The following is an 18,520-nucleotide window of genomic DNA, read 5'->3' as shown; positions in this document are numbered from 1 at the left end:
ATTAAAAAATTCTCGAATGGATGGGAAGGTCTACTCATGTTCAATAAATTTGAAAAAAACGTGCTAAGATTTTTGGTAGTCTTAGTTTTTTTTATAACTCCTTTATCAATGTTGGGAAAGGATACCAAGAAGTGGTTATTATGTTTTTTTCTTAACTCATATGCAAATATATTTGTGGCACCTACTCTTGCTTCTAAAGGTTATTTAAAGTATCCAGTGAGACTATTTCCTTCAATATTTAATAGTAGTATTATTTATGACTATTTTTTATGTTCTACGGTCACGATATGGTTTTGTCGGTCTACATTGAAAGACAATTGGAAAACTGCTTTTTGGAAAGTATGGCTTTTTGCACTTCCTCAGGCAATAGTAGAATTGTTTTTCGAAAGGCAGACGAAACTAATTAAATATGGAAAAGGTTGGACTGGCTTACACTCTCTTATAACGATTGCCAGCGCAAAATACATGATTAGGGCAATCATTCTTATTCTTGATCGCTTCGATGGTGAAAACCCAAAACGAACTACATAAACCGATATGTGTCAGTTCGGGCAGTTCCACCCTAATAGAAAGAGTAAAAAAGTAACGACCCTAAACTGTTGCAGATTAAGGGTCATTACCTTTATACGTTTATTTCATATATTCTTTTAACATTTCAACCGGTTGGGGTTTACTGAAATAATAACCCTGTGCATAATTACAACCATGCTCTTCTAAAAATTGTAATTGTTCTTTGGTTTCGACACCTTCTGCAATTACTTTTAGCCCCAAGTTTTGGGCCATTGCTAAGATGGTTGCCGCAATAATTCCCGTTCTTTTTTCAGATTTTGTATTTATCTCCCTGATAAATGATTGATCAATTTTCAGAAAGTCAATTGGAAATACTTGCAGATGACTAAGTGAACTGTAACCAGTTCCAAAGTCATCCATAGAAATGTTTACACCTAAGCTTTTAAAGTCAAAAAGAATAATTGTTGCTTTATTGACATCCATTGTCATGCTTTCTGTTATTTCTAGTGTTAATTGACTAGGATCTATTCCTGTCTCTTTAATACTTTCCGAAATAACTTGTACTAAATTTGACTGATAGAACTGTCTAATTGACAAATTAACTGAAACCGAGTACTTATTTGAGGTTTCTTTTTCCCATGCTATTATCTGCTGACAAACTGACTTTATGACCCACTCGCCAATTGGAACAATTAAACCGGACTCTTCAGCAATTGGTATAAAGTCATAGGGGGAAATAAATCCTAACGTCGGATGCTCCCACCTCAACAATGCTTCTAACCCTACCATTTTCTTCTCCGTAAGCTCAACAATTGGTTGGTAATGAATTTGAAGTTCATCCCTTTCCAACGCCTTTCGTAAATCATTTTCCAAGCGTACATTTTCCGTTAATTTCCGATCTAATTCAGCATTATAAAATTGATAATTATTTCTTCCCTCGATTTTTGCTTGATACTTAGCAATATCTGCTTTCCTGATTAGTTCATATCTACTCTTTGAATCAAAAGGAAACTGACTAATGCCAATGCTGACTGTAATAAATATCTCATGATTTTCAACCAAAAATGGTTTGGCCAAATGATTGATCACTCTTTGTGCCATTGATCGAATTTCATCTTGTGTGACTTCTGTTAGTAGAATAACAAATTCATCTCCAACTTGGCGTGAAAGTAGGTGTTTTGTAGACAGACAGTCCCTAATTCTATTGGAAACCTCTTTTAACAAAATATCTCCAATACGATGTCCAAGCGTATCATTTGTCGATTTAAAACGATCTAAATCCAAGTGTAATAAAGCAATGGTATGATCCGCGGTTTCAGGATGAAATTCATTTATTGCCTTCTCAAGATTTATATGAAATAACGTACGATTTGGTAAATTAGTTAGTAGATCATGATTTGCCAGAAAATTTATTTTTTCTTCAGATCGATAATGCTGTATAGCTAAGCTAGTTAAGTAGTTTGCTTTTTCAATGATTTCCTGATCTTCTTTCGTAGGTCTACGCATTTCCTCGTAATAAATCACAAACACTCCCAAAACTTGTTGACTATTATCTGCTACTGGTGACGACCAACAAGCTTTTAAATGGTAGCTAGAAGCTAATTCCTTAACGTCTAGCAAAAGAGGATCGTTCTCTATATCTGAGACAATAATTGACTTTTTTGAAAAGTCCGCTGTTCCACAAGAATTTTTATATTGCTCTATAATTAACCCATTTATAATTCTTGAATAATTAGAAGGTAAACTAGGTGCAGCAGCACTTACTAACCTATTTCCAGTTTCGTCAGTTAATAAAATTGAGCATCTCCCGCCATTTGTAACACCTTCAATAACATAAATAATATACTCTAATACATTTGAAAGCGGATGACCATTACTAATCATTTCAAGTACTTTATTTTGCCCTTCGAAAAAATGTTCTAGCTTAAGTTTTTTGGTCGTATCTTTGGCAATTCCTACAATTCCAGTTACTTTCCCATCATGATAGATAGGAAAAGCGGTAATAATTAAATCTAAAATAGAGCCACTTTTCGTAATGACCGTACTAGTAAATTTCTCTCTGTTTCCTTCTAAAATTCTCTTGAAATGATAATTCGTTTGTTCTAAACTACTTTCATGCAATAACTCAAAAAAAGACCTATGTAAAAATTCATCATTTGTATAACCAGTTAGTTCTATAGCTGCACTATTAAACAAGATGAAGTTCCCTTCAAGGTCAATCGCGTAACAAGCATCCTGATTATACATGAACAAGGATTTGTAGACATCAGCCAATGATGTAGAATCTAGTAGTGAATTCATAGTTACCATCTTTCCCTTTTTTAGTATTTCCTCCAAGATTTAATAGGTTTTAGTATAATATTACTATACAGTAATTTAGAAAAAACTATTAATAGGAAACCATTCCTATTAATTAGTCCTATTTTCACACTACCAGAAAATTATCGTATCATTTTATCTATCAATATGACTAGAAGTGGGTGTATAGCTTTGCGATTTTTCACGACATTTATGATTAGTTTAGGAGTTTTTCTCTTACTAACGCTATTTAATATCAACGGCATATTTTCGTTCATTACTATCGGCATCCTGATACTCTTCATTGTTATGTATCCAATTTTACACGGTAGCTTTCTTGAAACGAACATTGATAAAATTGAAAAATTTCTACTGAAAAATAAACATAACCCTAACTTGTATATCATCTATGCTCTAGCTAATGAACGTGATGAGGAGATCAATCAGTTAACAGAGCAACTTATTAGCAAAACAGGACAAAAGTCACGCCAGTCAATTTACAAAATCATCCGTTCTTTATATTTTAAAGATGTATTAGAAGCGAAAAAGGAAATACAAAACATCACAGCACCAGAATACAAACATTATTACCAAGCACTGATTTTACTCGAGGAAAATAGAATTACAGAAGCAGATCCATGGATTGGGAAGGTTTCAAAACCATGGATGAAATATGCCTTATTAGCAGAACGAGCAAAAAAGCAAGGCAACCTCGATGAGGCATGCGCCTTTGCGACAAAAGCAAAACAACAAACGAAAGGCCTACAGCATTATTTATTACATAAAACGTATGAACGTGAGTTTAAGATGTACTAAAAAGGAAAGTCTGCATTCGTTCTAGTTCGCTAATCGCTTCAGTCCAATTTGTTTTTTTGTTTCAACGTAGAATTTATACACAAAGTGGCATTTGAAGCATGAATTCGCTTGGAGGAGTTACTGACAAATAGGGATAATTCATCCAAGCGAATTCATCCCCATGCTTAAATAATCCGTGCAAAGTGTAGCCCCCACTTCTATTAGCAAACTGTATTAGAAAAATGGCTAGCCTTATCTTCTGATGAACCATCAAATTAGCCTCCTTCCAATCCTACAATAAAAATACATCATCATATTCCTCTTCTTTTATTAACATTATTATCATTATCCAATCCCACCGTTTCCATCTCTTATCATCATAACAATACCTTAATAATATTTCGTTTAAAAACAGACAATATTGACAGATCTGTAAACCAATTATATAATTCAATTAATCTAAAACGTTTAATTTATACAATATGAATTAAACAAACTGTACAAAAAGGGGGGTGAAAAAAATGACTGAACTACAAAAGATTGAAGAAGCTCGTGACGTAATGATTAGTGCAATTGCGCAAACGATGATAATCTACGGGGTAACTCCATCTGTAGGTAGAATTTATGGTGTCCTTTATTTTTCGGAAGAACCAATGTCCTTAGACGATATAAAAGATCAAGTGGCAATGAGTAAAGCAAGTGTTAGTAATGGCATGCGGGAGCTTTTAGAAACTGAAATGGTGATTAAAGTTTGGAAAAAAGGCGATCGTAAAGATCATTACATTGCCGAAAAAGACTTTTTAAAAAATTTCATTAATTTTTTCGTGAAAAAACTGCGTCAAGAACGAAGCTTAATTTTAAAAGCAATGGAGCAAGCGAAGCCGGTATTTGAAGATCTTGCTACGAATTCTGATACAGAACAAGTCAAAGAGCTAGCCAGTCGGGATTTAGAAACGATTACTGCTTCCCTTTCATACTTTGACTGGACAATGCGTCTTGCAAATTCCTTAGAGTCAGGCGAGATTTTTGAGCATTACCCGAAACATAAAATAGATAACAAGTAGGTGGATTTTTTGGATTATTCAAAAACAGCGTTAGTTTTAATTGATATACAAAAAGAAAGTGATTTCGGAATTAAAGGTGTAGAAGCGGCGATTAGCAACTCTGAAAAATTGGTTGTTGCTTGTCGTGAAAAAGGCATTCCTATAATTTATACTCGCCAGATTAATAGAGCCGATAAAATTGGTCTCTCTTACGGCGAACCTCTTTCAAATAAAGGTACTCCAATCTATTATTCTACGAATTCTGATAAATATGAAGTTGTAGATGTTATCGCACCAAAGGATGATGATATTATCATTGATAAATATCGTTGGAGTGCTTTTTATGAAACGAGTTTAGATTTAATTTTGAGGAGCTTAGGTGTAAAGCATGTCATTATTGGTGGTTTCGTTACTGACGGTTGTTTAATGACCTCTGTTTTTGATGGCTATTTTCGAGACTATCAAATTAATTTAGTAAAAGATATTTGTGCCACTTCCAATGAAGGTGCTCACATGTCTTCAATCTTGATTATGGCAAACTGGGTTTATGGTATTCATATTTATAATACTGATCAACTCGTCAATAAATTTAATGATCAGCCCTACATCGCATGGGAATCACCTGGGCCAGATTCGTTAAAATTCACCCCAGAAAACATGCGCGAAGTGTTTAAGAAATTAGGTTAAAAAATATATTCAAAAAAGGAGAGAAAGATGAGAAAACTTAGTTTACTATTTTTAGTCACTCTATTAGCAGTCCTAGTCGCTTGTAGCAATTCAAATGAGGTACAAAATGAAACAGATTTAAAAAACAGTCAGGAAGATCAAACAATTACATTTGGCTTAACAACTTGGACTAGTACAGAAGCTCCAACAAATATCGTCAAACTAATTTTAGAAGAAGCTGGCTATAATGTAGAATTTATTACGGTAGACCAACCGGTTATTTTTAAAGGAATTGCTGAAAAAGAAATCGACTTTTTCATGGATGCTTGGCTACCCCACACAGAAGCTGCTCTTTGGGCAACGTATGAAAATGAGCTACAAAAAGTTACAACAAGTTATGAGCAAGTTCCCCTAGGTTGGGTTGTTCCAGATTATGTAGAGGAAAATACGATTGAAGATTTAATTGGAAATGCAGCAAAGTTTGATAATAGAGTTGTTACAATTGCACCTGGTGCTGGAATTGTCTCATTATCACAAGATGTAATCGCTGACTATGACCTTAGTGATTACCAGCTAATGACTTCAAGTGAAATTGCGATGATCGCTGAATTAGAGCGTAGTATTGAACGTGAACAGCCCGTAATTATTACTGGTTGGAGACCCCACTCGATGTTTGCACAGTTTGACTTAAAGTTTTTAGAAGATACGAGAGGCCACTTCGTTCCTGATAATGTGTTTGTCATTTCGTATAAAGGGATTGAAGATGCCCACCCTACTGCTTACAACATACTTTCAAATTGGAGTATTGAAGTTGCTGATTTAGAAGAAATGATGTTAGCTTATGAAGAAAATGGAACGCCATTTGAAGAGCTTGCGAAACAGTGGATCGAAACTAACCGCGACAAAGTCGATGCGATGCTAGGAAACTAAATGATAGCTTAGGTAACGTTAGTATGCTGTAACAATTAAGTGCTTTTATATAAAGGCTCTTTTCGTAAACATTGTGGCTTTTCTATCCTAAAATTATCGGAAAAATAGTCTAGATGAAGATATCAGCCAATAAATTAAGTAAGAAAAAAGCATTACTTACTAAATTAGTGGTAAATTCTTAGTAATTTGTGTAAAAATCCGGCTTTTGGGATTTTTACGAAAGCAACAAACTTTGCGAAAATAGCCTATATAAAACAAACAGGAGTGCTTAGTTGGCACTCCTGTTTGTTGCTTATAACTCATTTTAAGTTTGGTGAAATTTTAGTTTAATCCGTAGCTTTTTTTTATTATTTGCAACTCATAACTCCTCTCCAACGCAAAAATAATAATGGAACATACTATTGGTTATGTAAGCAAACTCGTTAGCTCTTCACTGCTATAATTGTCTTTTACCCCTGGTTTCGTTAAAAAATAGTCGACAACTTCTTGATTGGATAAACCCGCTGTTGTTTTTAATCCTTCTCTAATCATCCGTAAATAATGTTTCGAAGGTTTGCTAAAGGGAACATCTAGATCCCAATCAGCTGTAAACGTGAAAATTGGATGGCCATCTGCTTCTCCTACATAGAGAATCGTTCCATACCAAGCATCGCGAAATGTTTTTGAACCTTCTTTCTTGGCTTCGTCTAAATTAATTTCAAATTCAGCGCCGTTATTTTCTTGCTTCACTACATCAAAAAATTGTTCTTCAGTAATTAAATATTTTTTACTGTACGTTTTTGTTTGTAAGTCTTGTTGCAAACCGATAAAGGCAACACCGCCATTTTGCCAACGGTCCGAATTTTTCGCAAAGTATAACGGATAATCCATAATAAAAGACGCTTCTTTGATAGGTAGCGACTGATCCCGACAGCCAACTTCCTCTATCTCTGAGCCCTCTGGCTTTCCTCCTCTTATGTAACATAAAAAGCGATCTCTACTTAGATTCGAGCCATAACTTGCATACCAGACATAGTTCTTTTCTTCCATTAACTAAACACTTCCTTTTTTTAGACATTCTATTGTAAACTCTTTAAAAAGTCGGAGCATTGTTGTGTCTTCTTCAGCCATTTCTTCAGGATGCCATTGGATTCCCCAGATTAGGTGTGTAGGATCGGTCCCTTCCACTGCTTCAATGACACCATCGGGTGCTATTGCTACCACTTTAAGCATCGGAGATAAAACATCAATGGCCTGGTGGTGCATACTATTTACGCGAAATTTTTCTTGGTTAAAAATTTGAGCTAGTCGACTAGTTCGTTCTAAGTGAACATCATGTGTAGGCTCTGGCCGTTCGGCTTGTTGGTAATGATTAATGGCGTTTTGGATGGTACTTGGAATATCCTGAATGACTGTTCCCCCAATCGCTGCATTTAGCATCGTAATCCCACGACAGATGGCCAATATTGGTTTTTTCTGCTTAAGCGCCTCTTGGATCAATGCCATTTCTAGTTTGTCCCGCTTCAAGTTTGTTTTTTGAATTTGCGGGCTTGGATTTGCGTTAAAGGAACTTGGATCAATATCCTCGCCACTACTCAAAAGCAACCCGTCACACATACTAATCCAAATTTCAACTAGTTCCACGGGGCCAATTGGGATAACGACAGGAATAGCCCCTCCTTTCATAACAGCTTGAATAAACTTATCATGGACATGAACACTAGGGATATTATTGTGCTGTTCGACGGTGCTCGAGATGCCAATGATTGGTTTTGATTTTTGTTTCATATAAAAACTCCTTAGATTAGTAAAAATTACAGCTTATTTTTATCAAATGTTTGCGAGAGCATACACTTCTAATAGAAGCTAAGGTATTCTGTGTCCTCGAAAAGTAAAGTCTGTAAGAACTAACCTCCTAAGAAGAACCTAGCGTTGATGGTATCTTAAACAGTTAAACTCTTTAAATTGAAAATACGTCTCCTACATTTCTAACATTCTATTTCAAACCCTAACTCGTTTACCATTTTGTTGTTTTCGGGTTGTCACTGTGACACCCCGATATTTCCATACGGAAACAAATATTTTTTTTCTAATAAGTTCAAACACGTGTATAATCTAACCAAGGAGTGAGTTTATGAGAGAAAATTTTACGAGAATATTATATTTACTAAGTTTTTCATCGGTTGTAGCAGCGATTATTTATTTCTTTGCCTCTAATTGGGGTGGTTTTGATCGATTTCAAAAAATCGGCTTAAGTGTTGGTTTATTCCTTTTATTTTACCTTCTAGCGTTTGTCGTCTCTAAAAGAATAGAGAATCATCCCTTCTTAGGTAAATGGTTCATGGTTACAGGCAGCATAACGTTTGGGGTGACAGTTGCTTTATTAGGGCAAATCTATAACTCCCATGCTGATAGTTATATGCTATTTTTTATTTGGTTGATCCCAACCACTCTGTTTGCGGTTGTGACTAAGTATCAACCTTTCTATGTAACCAGCTTAATTCTCATAAATTTAACACTTTGGTTTTATACCTATCCCAGTCAAGGAGTATTTTCTAGATCAAGCAATGATCATTTCTTCATCTTTTTGATATTTGCTATTGTTAATTTTCTTATTTTTATAGGTTCATATAGAAAAATCATCCCTTCACCTATTGTTAAAGGGATTTCATTTAGTATTGCTCATTTGATAATGGTCTTTTTGTCTATTTACTTGTTGTTTGACACATACGGTTTTGTCTTAAACTTCATTTATGGGCCATTACTTTTAGCGAGTATTTACTATCTAAGCAAAAAGGATGAAAAGATGCTAACAATCCTCTCTGGAATTGCGCTTTCATTATATGCCATTGTTAAATACTTTGAACTGGCGATTAATTTTAGCGCATTGTTTTATTTTGGAGGAATGGTCTTTGCTGGTTTCCTTGTAATTGGAACTCTTAAGCTTGTAAAAATGATTACGACTATGGACGGAACCCATGCTAAGACTAGACATTTCCTCAAAAATTGTTTACTAGTATTTGCGACGCTCATAGCTTCCTTTATTGGTTCTTTTAGTACATTAGGGTTTATTTCCCTACTTGCAGACAATGCTGCACCTTATATCATTTATTTTGTTGCAATACTTGGTTTTATTGGTTTCCCATTGTATAAAGAAACATTAGAACCTGCTATTAGGTTAACCTTAATCTCGATCGGTTTTTTAATGGCCTGTATTATAAGCACGGAAATGCACCCTATATTTGCTACAGTGTTGTTAGGTGTTGTAGGTTATAGCTGGTTCCGTACAAAAACGAGTGGCTTGAAATTTCTTCTTTATTTTATCGCTAATGGGTTGGTCTTTTATTTATTATATCAACACATCTTTGAACAGTTCTTAACGAGTATAAACGATGTTTCATGGCTTTTCATTATTATGGCCTCGTTAAATTTTTTCGTTTTTTTGTTAAAGGGATTTATAGATACTGTTGCAGTTAAAAACAGCTTAGTATATGCGTTACTCCCTTTGCTAGCATTGACGTTTTACGGAGATATTGGCGAACTTAATTACGTCGTTCATAACATACTATTTTTTACGATTACTTTATTTGTTTTACTCAAGGCAAAAGCGATGTCCAATACGTTTGAATACAGAGTTGCAAGTGTGTTTTGGTATGTTTTCTTACTGTTAAAGTATTACGACTTTGGGTGGAAGCTTCTTCACAAATCAATGGCGCTGTTTATTATTGGTGGAGTATTATTTACAGTCGCAGTCCTGCTCGATAGAAAAAACAAGTACCCTGCCCAACCAACCAATTTTGTTCTGTTCCGCTGGAAATGGATAGCTGCTATAATTGCGTTACAACTTTTAATTACTGGGGTGCAGATAGGGAAAAGTGAGCTTCTCCTCTCCCAAGGTGAAATGGTGAAATTGAGATTAGAGCCGGTTGATCCGCGTTCACTGATCCAAGGCGACTATGTCATAGTAAACTATGATATCTCTACAATTGATATTGAAGGTTATGATCGATTAGGAAAAATAGATGTATTATTAAGAGAAAATCAAGATGGAATATATGAATACGGGGGAATTTATAAATCTAGCAACGGCTTTAATCAACCCTATATCGCTCAGGAAGGCGATGTATTTATCACTGGAAAACACGTAGGTTATAACCGAATACAGTACGGCATAGAAAACTATTTTATCGAGGAAGGTACTGGTGCTGAAGTAGAAAGAACGATGCGGCATGCGTATGTAAAAGTTTCAAAAAGTGGTGATGCAATTCTAATAAGTATCAGTAAATAGTAGTCGAATTACCCCCTAGTACAAGTTGTATTAGGGGTATTTTTGTTGGGGACTGACCCCCAGCACTTTAAAGCTTTAGTGCGCTGGGTTCCCCTTTAATTCGATTGTCACTGTGACACCTGCCTACAGCATTACTTGATACATAAAACGTACAAACTGTATCTTAAACGAAAAAAAGCCTACAAAAACGTAGGCTTTTCCACTTTTAGTCTAGCTCCTCATAAATAAAATAATCAAAATCCGCATGTTTCTTTTGTCCACTCAAATCCTGAACGCACATCCCAATAAATGCACCAGTAAATCCTTGATCAAGTGACACGCCATCTACCCGAATATCTGCATTTTCATCGGAGATCGTACTTGCATCTAACACTGGACCAAACTTCATCCACTCTTCGCCATCACGTGAATAGGAAAATTGAAGCTCTGAAAAATGTAGTTCAGCTTTCAAGTAACACTGGTCCCATCCTTCAATCGAGATGGCACCATCACCTGGTTCATCATAAAATCCTCGTGTACTAGAGTAAATATTGAGACATTTTCCCAACTCATTATCATAACTCACATGTAAATAGTAATGGTTTTTTGTATTATAGTAGTAAACTAGTCCTGCCATCTGCTGAAAGCTTTCTGGTGAGAACTCGACGACCGTCTCAACGTTGACACGAAACGCTTCTTGCCTTCTGGCAATTAGGCTTTGTTTATGTACCGAATTTAGGGATTCTCTACCATATAGACGTAAACATCCTGGTCTTGCCTTTAATGACACCCATTCTTCTTCCAGAGGAACTCGTAAAGAGTTAAAGTTGATATCAAGTGTTTCAGAATTAAAATCATCCTTACTGTTAGAAAGGTCAAACTTGTACTCTGCTAATCCAGGTCCTTCCACCGTTACTTGCGCATCCCCACCAACAATTCTTAGCCATCCATCCTCTGACCATTCACATTTTTGGATCGCTGTTTCTCTTCCTAAATTACAGTTTCCAGAAGGTTGCAAGGGCCGTCCAATTAAATGGGCAAGGTACCATTCACCATGTTGGGTTTGCACTAAGCTACCATGACCAGCCTTTTGCAAAGTAAGCTCTGGTTTATCAAAAGACGTAAGTATTGGATTTTGAGGATCTACCTCGTATGGTCCCCAAATTGACTTGGATCTCGCCATGGTTACCGCATGCTTCAAGCGTGTCCCACCTTCAGCCGTCATTAAGTAATAGTAATCATCTTTTTTGTAGAGATGAGGTGCTTCAGTTAATCCAATTTCTGTCCCTCTAAAAATATTTTTAATTGGACCAACTAATTTTTGTTCCTCCTCGGAGTACTCCTGCAGCAAAATTCCTCCAAAACGATTTTTGCCTTTACGATGATCCCATACCATATTAACTAACCATTTTCTCCCGTCATCATCATGAAACAAGGAAGGATCAAACCCACTGCTATTTAGATAGATTGGTTCTGACCAAGGCCCCATAATGTCATTGGAGGTAACTAGATAGTTATGGGTATCTTTAAACGCTCCGTAATGGCTTTTCACATCGGTATAGATTAGATAAAATGTACCATTATCATAGCTTAAACAAGGTGCCCAAACTCCCCCTGAGTCGGAGTTCCCCCTCATATTCAGCTGACTTTTCCTCGTTAACGGATGACCAATTAATCTCCAATTAACCAAATCTTTGGAGTGGTGAATTTGAACGCCAGGAAACCATTCAAAGGTAGATGTAGCTATGTAGTAATCATCATTCACACGAATTATTGACGGATCTGGGTTAAATCCTGGTAAAATTGGGTTTACAATTGTCGACATTTCATGCTCGCCTCCTATCAAACTTCGTTCCATTCACTAAAACGAAACCATTGCTCCTCTTTCATCGAATACAGCTGTAGGATTCCATGCAACTTCCCAAAGATTATTTTCAGGGTCAGCAAAATAAGCTGTTCTTCCACCCCAAAAGGCGTCACTTGGTTCTCTTAAGATTTTCCCACCAACTTTTCGTATATCTTCAATTGTAGAGTCTACTTGTTCTACACTGTCTACATTAATGGCAAATGATACGCCACGAAACTGATCAGCAGTATGAGATATTTCAATACCCGCATCCTTTGCTAGTTCCTCAATAGGAAAAATTGATAATATGACACCAGCCGTTTTAAATGCCGCATAATTGTCAGAACTAAACTCAGTCTCTTCCCAACCAATGCCTTTATAAAACGAACGAAGTTTAGGTAAATCAAACGCTCCTATGGTTAATAAGCTCACTCTTTGCATGACCATTATCTGTTTCCTCCTAATATAGTGATCGTGTTAATTTCTCTAAACGGACCCGATTTTCTGCAATCCTATCACCCGGTTTTCTTAATTCAATGTAATTCTAAACAACCGATCATCATTCTCTTCGGGAGTGCCGCGTCCATCAGTATTGTTACTGATAAAATAAAGGTAGCTACCTTCTACCCTGACATCTCGGATTCTACCAAGTCCAGTGATCACTTCTCTTTGCTCGCCTGTTTCTAGGTTAAATTCTAAAACGGCTGAACCTCTTAAGGCAGCAACGTACAACTTCCCCTCTTGATAAGCCATTCCAGATGGCGCCCACGTGTTTCCACTACCAGAAGTGAAAAGTGGTGAGACCATGCCTTCTTGTTCCTCATGACCTTCAATAATTGGCCACCCATAATTAAGGCCAGGCTCAATTTTATTAACCTCATCATTAGCCCGGTTCCCGTGCTCACTCGAGTAAAGTGTACCGTCTGAAGACCAAGTCAATCCTTGAGGATTTCGGTGTCCATAGCTATAAATATAGGAATTTGGATACGGATTTTCATCTGGAATAGATCCATCAAGGTTTAGTCGGAGGATTTTTCCCCCTAATGAGTCAAGATTTTGAGCAATAGCCGGTGCAGATGCATCACCTGTAGTTGCATAAAGATAACCATCAGGTCCAATTTTTAGTCTTCCACCATGGTGATAGGTGCCACTTGGAATCTGATCGAGAAGTAAGCTCTCTTCTCTCCAAACATCCTCTGCCAATTGAAGAGTTACAATCCGATTTAACTGGCTGTTCCCTTCTTGATAGGTGTAATAAGCGTATGCTACATTCGTTTCATGAAAATCCGGTGCTAGCACAAATCCTAATAGGCCTGCCTCAGCAGCTGTTGAGAGTTCTTTCTCTAGTACTACGTTTTGGCGAGACATATTCCCATTTTCTATTTTTACTATATGCCCTGGTCTTTCAGTTAGATAAAACGTATCAGCATCCTTCTCGATTGACCAAGGGATTTGAAGGTTAGCTGCTACCACCTCTACCTCTATCATGGTTTCTGGTTTCTCATAACTAGAACAACCTGCTGTTACTAAAAGGAAAATTAAGAATATGAATATACGTTGCATTTCCTTCACCACCTTGGTTTTATATTAGTCAAGTTTCTCCCGATAAAGTTCGCAGATACAGGCTTGAGTTCCAACTCTCTTGCCCAAATAGATAATTGGCCGATATGGTGTATTTCGTGAGCAATGATGTGGTGCAATATTTCGTCAACTGTATATGTATCGTTATCCCATGGAACATTAACGAGCTCCATTTTACGTTCTCGTAAATTTATTTTCATGAATTCTACAATCTCTTTTTGAAATTGTTCTGAGAGAGATCTCACCTTTTCAAGAGAATGATAATCGACGAAGTTAATTACTATATCTTCTTTCCCTTGAATACCTCGTATCCAGCTATATTCTACATCAATAATGTGAAAGAGCGTGTATAGGATACCACCTACTCCACCACTTCGCTCTTTTACTAATTGTTCATATGGAAGTTGATTGCACCAATCAAACCACTCATCTCTTACTTGCCAGTTGTACTCAAAAAATCGCTGCAATATAAACATTCCTTTTTTGTTAGTCTTAAGTACTCGATTCCGATAAATCTCTATTAATTATGGTAACCATTGATACTTTGATAAATCTACTTTTCCGTGAATTCCCACTTCAATACCCTCATATTCTAAAGACATTAATTGCTCATGATAAGACTCATCATCTTTAATCGCAATCTCGCCTTTAGCGTTGACGACACGATGCCAGGGGAGATTGTACTTTTTACTCATAGAATGAAGAACACGAACGACCTGGCGGGCTGCTCTTGGACTTCCCGCTAGCCTCGCTATCTGTCCATAGGTCATAACCTTGCTTTTTGGAATGATTTGAATAATCTCAATTACTTGCTTTGTAAATGGTGTCAAGTTGCGTAGTTCCTCCTACTAAGTAAGAAATAGTAAACTTGTAACTTATTCGGCACTTTGGCCACAACCTTTCTCTGTAATTTGCCAAACGTTGCTCACCAGTCTTCTGTAAACTTCTGATATGTTTTAGTAGATTGCTGTATGATTCGCAGTTTTTTTCATATGCTAGTTATACTAGGATTTTGGAAAAGTTTCAACTATGTCATTTAGCTTTAGCAGAGCAAATAGAAAGAAGTATTAGGATTTAACCTAATACTTCTCCGCCTTTTATCGTTTACTTACCGTTTGCAATAATAGACGCCCCTCTTGGGATTTTATAAAGGAAAAGGTTATAGTGTCCCCTTGTGCAATCGTTGCTAAATCTTCAAGTACTTCTGAAGTAATAGAAAAATACTCAATCATTCCGTTATAACTAATAATTAGCTGGTCCCCATCTGCGTAGTCTCTAAATACTCCTTCAAAGTTCCAAACTAACAAATCACTCTCAATCGTTCTTAGATAGTTATTGTCGTTCATTATTTTATAGTGGTTGGCTACAACACCATCAAAAATCCTCATATAATTTCCTTCCGCAAACTCAATGGTAAATCCCGGATGATTTTCAACAGATAATTCTACTCTGTATGTCTCGCTAAATTGAACTTCATCTTCAATTACTTCTAGTTTAGCGAGGTCACTGATCATCATGTCAATCATACTCTCGTCCTTTACCTCAGTCCAGGTATTCTCGTTAAGATTAGTAATACTTATAGAACTGATTTTAGCCCTGTCTATTTCCAAGACATTCAGAAGTGATTTAACCTCATTGATCGTGCCTTGATTGGATTTATTATCTATAATAACTTCATTAATGAGAATATACCCACCGACTAAGACAAATAGTGCCACAAACGATGTTGCAATAACGTTCTTTATCATGAAGTGAAACCGCTTCTTCTTCCTTGAGCGAGTGATCTTTTCCATCATGGTTACGTACACCTCTTCTTTTTGACTTTTTTTAAAAGCAATTTTATTAAGTTGCTTAAAATTTTGGTCAAGATCGTCTTGATCGTCATAATGTTTCATGCTGATATCCCTCCTTCAACATTTGTTGTTTTAAAGCTGATAATGCTCTCAACAAGGTGTTCTTTACTTTTTGTTCATTCCACCCAAGAATTTCTGTCGTTTCCGAAATTGAAAGTTCCTTTATTTTTCTTAAAATAATTACTTCTTGATAAGAGCGTTTTAATTTTTTTAAACAACGATACAATTCTTCTACTTTTTCTCCCATCTCAATCACTTCTTCAGGGGTATTATCTTTACTAGGATAAGTGCCGAAAGATTCCATCATAAAGCGGATTGGCTTTCTTTTACGTATATAATCAATGGTCACATTGCGTGCCAGACGGTATAACCAATTCTTGTCGCTAGTAATTCCTAGAAATTGATCGTAACTATGATAAGCCTTTAAATACGTGTCTTGAGTCAAGTCCTTGGCTTGATCATGGTCCCCAATCATAAAGAGGATGTATCGATAAATCTCATCACTATATAGTTGATACCATTCATGTACCCTCTGTTGCCTTAACTCTTCATCCAATATTGAACACCTCCTATTCTATTATTTGTCTTAAAGACGGCTCTAAGTTTAAAAAGTTTCAGTTGATTAAAAAAAATTTTTGATTAATCTAGTATAGGAACCTGCCATTCACAAAATAGGTGCTTATGAGTTCAACAGATTAACCGACGGCTCGCTTCTTAACAAGACAACTTTTAGATGGAACACGAAATCATATCGCAACTCATCCATACTTAGAGACTATCTTCTAATCAAGAGCTTACTCCTAATGAAACAGTACGTTAGAATAAAAGTAGCATTTCAAACGAGACTAACGCAACTGCTCTATCGAAAGCAAACATTAGATTTGGAGAATGATGAAAACCACCATGGGATATTGGGCATCTCATGGTGGTTCTTGGATTTAAGAGGACATATGGTACGTTATTTTATATAATAGGCTCTTTTCGTAAACATTGTGGATTTTCTATCCTAAAATTATCGGAAAAATACCCTAGATGAAGATATCAGCCAATAAATTATGTAAGAAAAGACATTACTTACTAAATTAGTGGTGAATTCTTAGTAATTTGTGTAAAAATCCGGCTTTTGGGATTTTTACGAAAGCAACAAACTTTGCGAAAACAGCCATATAATAAGACCTTTTTTGAACTTTCGCGGTCACTGGTACCGTTATTTCCTCGTATTTAAGCAAAAAAGTTGAATTTTGACTAAAATAAGTGCATCTGTGGATGGTATAAAATATTTTGTGTAAGATATAAATGGCCAAAATTTGGAGTCTCCAAAAAACAAAAAAAGTAGGGTATCCTCGGAATTGCGACATCCCAAAAAGAGAGGAAAACCCTACTATGAAACCTATTATACCTAATAATGATTTTACGAATCAACTTGAAGATTTAGTAAAAAACTTTCTTAAAGATAAAATGGAGCTCTACTTAAAAGAAGAAATTAAGAATTTTATTGAAGTAGAAAAACCGGATCAAGGGCTTCAACGTAACGGTTATTATGAAAGGTCATTGGACACAAAATACGGAAAAATTGAGGATATTTCTGTCCCTCGTGATCGCCAAGGAGAATATAAAACCCAATTATTTGAGCCTTACCAACGTAGAGATGGTTGGTTAGAAGAAGCCATTATACGTATGTACCAGAGCGGGATGAGCACCCGTGATGTTGGCAGGTTTGTAGAAAAAATGGTCGGCTCAGCTTACTCAGCTACAACGATTAGTAACATAACGGAAGTAGTTCACCAAGACATTGAAGCTTGGCAAAAACGTCCGTTAAATAAGAGATATTCTGTACTATATTTAGATGGTATGTATATTAAAGTACGCCGAGATACGGTCGATAAAGAAGTTGTCTATGTTGTCATGGGGGTAAATGAAGATGGTCACCGTGAAATTCTAGCCTTTTACGTGGGGGGACGTGAGAGTTCAACTGGATGGCATACTATTTTAGCAGATTTGTATACGCGAGGTTTAAGAGAAGTTCTATTAGGAGTTTTTGATGGATTAAGCGGCCTCGAAGAAGCTTTCCTAGCTGTGTATCCTAAAGCTGATGTACAGCGTTGTGTGGTTCACAAAGTAAGAAATACCTTAAACCAAGTACGAAAAAAAGACCAAGTTGACATATCCGAAGGATTGAAGTTAATTTATAAATCTCCAACAAGAGAAATCGCTCAAATTCAATTTGAGAAGTTTAAAGAAGAATGGTCTAAAAAGTATCCAAAAGAAGTTCAATCCTGGGAACAGGACCTGCCAGTGTTATTGACGTTTATGAAATATCCTATGGATATCCGATCTGGTATTTATACAACTAACTGGATTGAAAGAACAATAAAAGAGTTTCGAAAACGGGTAAAACCAATGAATAGCCTACCTGATATTAAAGCAGCTGAGAAAATCTTGTATCTTACTGTTAAATCGATGAATGACAAATGGTCAACTAGAATATCTGCAGGATTTGCACAATCAAAATCAAAGTTACAAGAAATGTTTACTGAACGATATAACTAAAAAATGGAAGAATTTTCAGTCAGGTACGGGCTCCCCCGCCCATACCTGACTGAAAATTCAGAAACTAAATAAAGTAATTCATAGGGGCCCTACTTTTAATGCTTACACAAAATACTTGACGCTACCCATCTGTGTCCGCTTAATCTTAAAAATAACGAAAATTGAAGAAATAACGGAACCTCTGTCCTCTTAGAAGTTACCT

The 18,520-nt window shown here is 36.2% G+C and carries 19 protein-coding genes; 8 read left to right on the top strand and 11 right to left on the bottom strand.

Annotated features, from left to right (window positions below):
• Positions 1–36 precede the first annotated feature (36 nt).
• On the top strand, positions 37–531 hold the full coding sequence (locus tag DS745_RS25475) for a CBO0543 family protein (RefSeq protein ID WP_338324561.1): 495 nt from the start codon (positions 37–39) through the stop codon (positions 529–531).
• A gap of 99 nt (positions 532–630) precedes the next feature.
• On the opposite strand, the gene DS745_RS21930 is transcribed toward DS745_RS25475, so the two are convergent.
• Positions 631–2,811, bottom strand: coding sequence for a bifunctional diguanylate cyclase/phosphodiesterase (locus DS745_RS21930; RefSeq protein WP_161568350.1), 2,181 nt, complete (start codon positions 2,809–2,811; stop codon positions 631–633).
• 189 nt (positions 2,812–3,000) lie between these two features.
• Here DS745_RS21930 and DS745_RS21925 point away from each other — a divergent pair, with 189 nt between their 5' ends.
• Positions 3,001–3,624: a hypothetical protein gene (locus tag DS745_RS21925; protein WP_129080375.1), complete on the top strand. Its 624-nt coding sequence runs from the start codon at positions 3,001–3,003 to the stop codon at positions 3,622–3,624.
• A 73-nt stretch (positions 3,625–3,697) separates the two neighbouring features.
• On the opposite strand, the gene DS745_RS24740 is transcribed toward DS745_RS21925, so the two are convergent.
• Positions 3,698–3,874: a hypothetical protein gene (locus DS745_RS24740; protein WP_161568349.1), complete on the bottom strand. Its 177-nt coding sequence runs from the start codon at positions 3,872–3,874 to the stop codon at positions 3,698–3,700.
• Positions 3,875–4,124: 250 nt separating this feature from the next.
• Here DS745_RS24740 and DS745_RS21920 point away from each other — a divergent pair, with 250 nt between their 5' ends.
• The 3 genes from DS745_RS21920 to DS745_RS21910 are packed head-to-tail and all read left to right on the top strand — an operon-like array spanning position 4,125 to position 6,242.
• Positions 4,125–4,667 (top strand): GbsR/MarR family transcriptional regulator, encoded by a 543-nt coding sequence (locus DS745_RS21920; RefSeq protein WP_129080374.1) that lies wholly within the window; start codon positions 4,125–4,127, stop codon positions 4,665–4,667.
• Positions 4,668–5,333, top strand: coding sequence for a cysteine hydrolase family protein (locus DS745_RS21915; RefSeq protein WP_338324560.1), 666 nt, complete (start codon positions 4,668–4,670; stop codon positions 5,331–5,333).
• A 27-nt stretch (positions 5,334–5,360) separates the two neighbouring features.
• A complete protein-coding gene (locus DS745_RS21910; RefSeq protein ID WP_129080372.1) occupies positions 5,361–6,242 on the top strand; it encodes a glycine betaine ABC transporter substrate-binding protein in 882 nt (293 codons plus the stop codon).
• Between the two features lie 405 nt (positions 6,243–6,647).
• Here DS745_RS21910 and DS745_RS21905 read toward each other — a convergent pair whose 3' ends face one another.
• Both DS745_RS21905 and DS745_RS21900 read right to left on the bottom strand, forming a co-directional pair.
• Complete coding sequence (locus DS745_RS21905) at positions 6,648–7,271, bottom strand: hypothetical protein (protein WP_129080371.1); 624 nt, start codon at positions 7,269–7,271, stop codon at positions 6,648–6,650.
• Between the two features lie 3 nt (positions 7,272–7,274).
• Positions 7,275–8,009: a gamma-glutamyl-gamma-aminobutyrate hydrolase family protein gene (locus tag DS745_RS21900; RefSeq protein WP_129080370.1), complete on the bottom strand. Its 735-nt coding sequence runs from the start codon at positions 8,007–8,009 to the stop codon at positions 7,275–7,277.
• A 346-nt stretch (positions 8,010–8,355) separates the two neighbouring features.
• Here DS745_RS21900 and DS745_RS21895 point away from each other — a divergent pair, with 346 nt between their 5' ends.
• Positions 8,356–10,509: a GDYXXLXY domain-containing protein gene (locus DS745_RS21895; RefSeq protein ID WP_129080369.1), complete on the top strand. Its 2,154-nt coding sequence runs from the start codon at positions 8,356–8,358 to the stop codon at positions 10,507–10,509.
• A gap of 205 nt (positions 10,510–10,714) precedes the next feature.
• Here the strand turns inward: DS745_RS21895 and DS745_RS21890 are convergent, their stop codons facing one another.
• The 7 genes from DS745_RS21890 to DS745_RS21860 all read right to left on the bottom strand — a co-directional run bounded on the left by DS745_RS21890 (position 10,715) and on the right by DS745_RS21860 (position 16,324).
• Positions 10,715–12,313 carry a glycoside hydrolase family 43 protein gene (locus tag DS745_RS21890; protein ID WP_129080368.1) on the bottom strand — a complete coding sequence of 533 codons (1,599 nt, stop codon included), beginning with the start codon at positions 12,311–12,313 and terminating at the stop codon, positions 10,715–10,717.
• Positions 12,314–12,349: 36 nt separating this feature from the next.
• Positions 12,350–12,781 (bottom strand): VOC family protein, encoded by a 432-nt coding sequence (locus DS745_RS21885; protein WP_129080367.1) that lies wholly within the window; start codon positions 12,779–12,781, stop codon positions 12,350–12,352.
• 81 nt (positions 12,782–12,862) lie between these two features.
• On the bottom strand, positions 12,863–13,897 hold the full coding sequence (locus DS745_RS21880; RefSeq protein ID WP_129080366.1) for a PQQ-dependent sugar dehydrogenase: 1,035 nt from the start codon (positions 13,895–13,897) through the stop codon (positions 12,863–12,865).
• Between the two features lie 5 nt (positions 13,898–13,902).
• Positions 13,903–14,391 (bottom strand): DinB family protein, encoded by a 489-nt coding sequence (locus DS745_RS21875; protein WP_421721843.1) that lies wholly within the window; start codon positions 14,389–14,391, stop codon positions 13,903–13,905.
• A gap of 48 nt (positions 14,392–14,439) precedes the next feature.
• Positions 14,440–14,745: an MGMT family protein gene (locus tag DS745_RS21870; protein WP_129080364.1), complete on the bottom strand. Its 306-nt coding sequence runs from the start codon at positions 14,743–14,745 to the stop codon at positions 14,440–14,442.
• Between the two features lie 267 nt (positions 14,746–15,012).
• Entirely contained in the window at positions 15,013–15,810 is a 798-nt protein-coding gene (locus DS745_RS21865; protein ID WP_129080363.1) for a hypothetical protein, read from the bottom strand.
• Complete coding sequence (locus DS745_RS21860; RefSeq protein ID WP_129080362.1) at positions 15,797–16,324, bottom strand: RNA polymerase sigma factor; 528 nt, start codon at positions 16,322–16,324, stop codon at positions 15,797–15,799. The genes DS745_RS21865 and DS745_RS21860 overlap by 14 nt, the downstream gene beginning before the upstream one ends.
• A 247-nt stretch (positions 16,325–16,571) precedes the next feature.
• On the opposite strand from DS745_RS21860, the gene DS745_RS24735 reads away from it, so the two are divergent.
• The gene (locus DS745_RS24735) at positions 16,572–16,739 is read left to right on the top strand and encodes a hypothetical protein (RefSeq protein WP_161568348.1); all 168 of its coding nucleotides are present in this window, start codon (positions 16,572–16,574) and stop codon (positions 16,737–16,739) included.
• 412 nt (positions 16,740–17,151) lie between these two features.
• Complete coding sequence (locus DS745_RS21855) at positions 17,152–18,318, top strand: IS256 family transposase (RefSeq protein WP_129080361.1); 1,167 nt, start codon at positions 17,152–17,154, stop codon at positions 18,316–18,318.
• Positions 18,319–18,520: the final 202 nt, after the last annotated feature.

This window comes from Anaerobacillus alkaliphilus (assembly GCF_004116265.1).
GTDB classification, from domain to species: Bacteria; Bacillota; Bacilli; order Bacillales; family Anaerobacillaceae; genus Anaerobacillus; species Anaerobacillus alkaliphilus.
The sequence above is the reverse complement of the archived record's forward strand: the minus strand, read 5'-3'. Positions and strand labels throughout refer to the sequence as shown.

Coding starts and splice junctions, on each gene's coding strand:
- DS745_RS21855 (WP_129080361.1), top strand. CDS start 17,152: ATGAAACCTATTATACCTAATAATGATTTTACGAATCAACTTGAAGAT.
- DS745_RS21920 (WP_129080374.1), top strand. CDS start 4,125: ATGACTGAACTACAAAAGATTGAAGAAGCTCGTGACGTAATGATTAGT.
- DS745_RS24740 (WP_161568349.1), bottom strand. CDS start 3,874: ATGGTTCATCAGAAGATAAGGCTAGCCATTTTTCTAATACAGTTTGCT.
- DS745_RS21890 (WP_129080368.1), bottom strand. CDS start 12,313: ATGTCGACAATTGTAAACCCAATTTTACCAGGATTTAACCCAGATCCG.
- DS745_RS25475 (WP_338324561.1), top strand. CDS start 37: ATGTTCAATAAATTTGAAAAAAACGTGCTAAGATTTTTGGTAGTCTTA.
- DS745_RS21865 (WP_129080363.1), bottom strand. CDS start 15,810: ATGAAACATTATGACGATCAAGACGATCTTGACCAAAATTTTAAGCAA.
- DS745_RS21885 (WP_129080367.1), bottom strand. CDS start 12,781: ATGGTCATGCAAAGAGTGAGCTTATTAACCATAGGAGCGTTTGATTTA.
- DS745_RS21910 (WP_129080372.1), top strand. CDS start 5,361: ATGAGAAAACTTAGTTTACTATTTTTAGTCACTCTATTAGCAGTCCTA.
- DS745_RS21880 (WP_129080366.1), bottom strand. CDS start 13,897: ATGCAACGTATATTCATATTCTTAATTTTCCTTTTAGTAACAGCAGGT.
- DS745_RS21875 (WP_421721843.1), bottom strand. CDS start 14,391: ATGTTTATATTGCAGCGATTTTTTGAGTACAACTGGCAAGTAAGAGAT.
- DS745_RS21895 (WP_129080369.1), top strand. CDS start 8,356: ATGAGAGAAAATTTTACGAGAATATTATATTTACTAAGTTTTTCATCG.
- DS745_RS21930 (WP_161568350.1), bottom strand. CDS start 2,811: ATGAATTCACTACTAGATTCTACATCATTGGCTGATGTCTACAAATCC.
- DS745_RS24735 (WP_161568348.1), top strand. CDS start 16,572: ATGAAACAGTACGTTAGAATAAAAGTAGCATTTCAAACGAGACTAACG.
- DS745_RS21905 (WP_129080371.1), bottom strand. CDS start 7,271: ATGGAAGAAAAGAACTATGTCTGGTATGCAAGTTATGGCTCGAATCTA.
- DS745_RS21900 (WP_129080370.1), bottom strand. CDS start 8,009: ATGAAACAAAAATCAAAACCAATCATTGGCATCTCGAGCACCGTCGAA.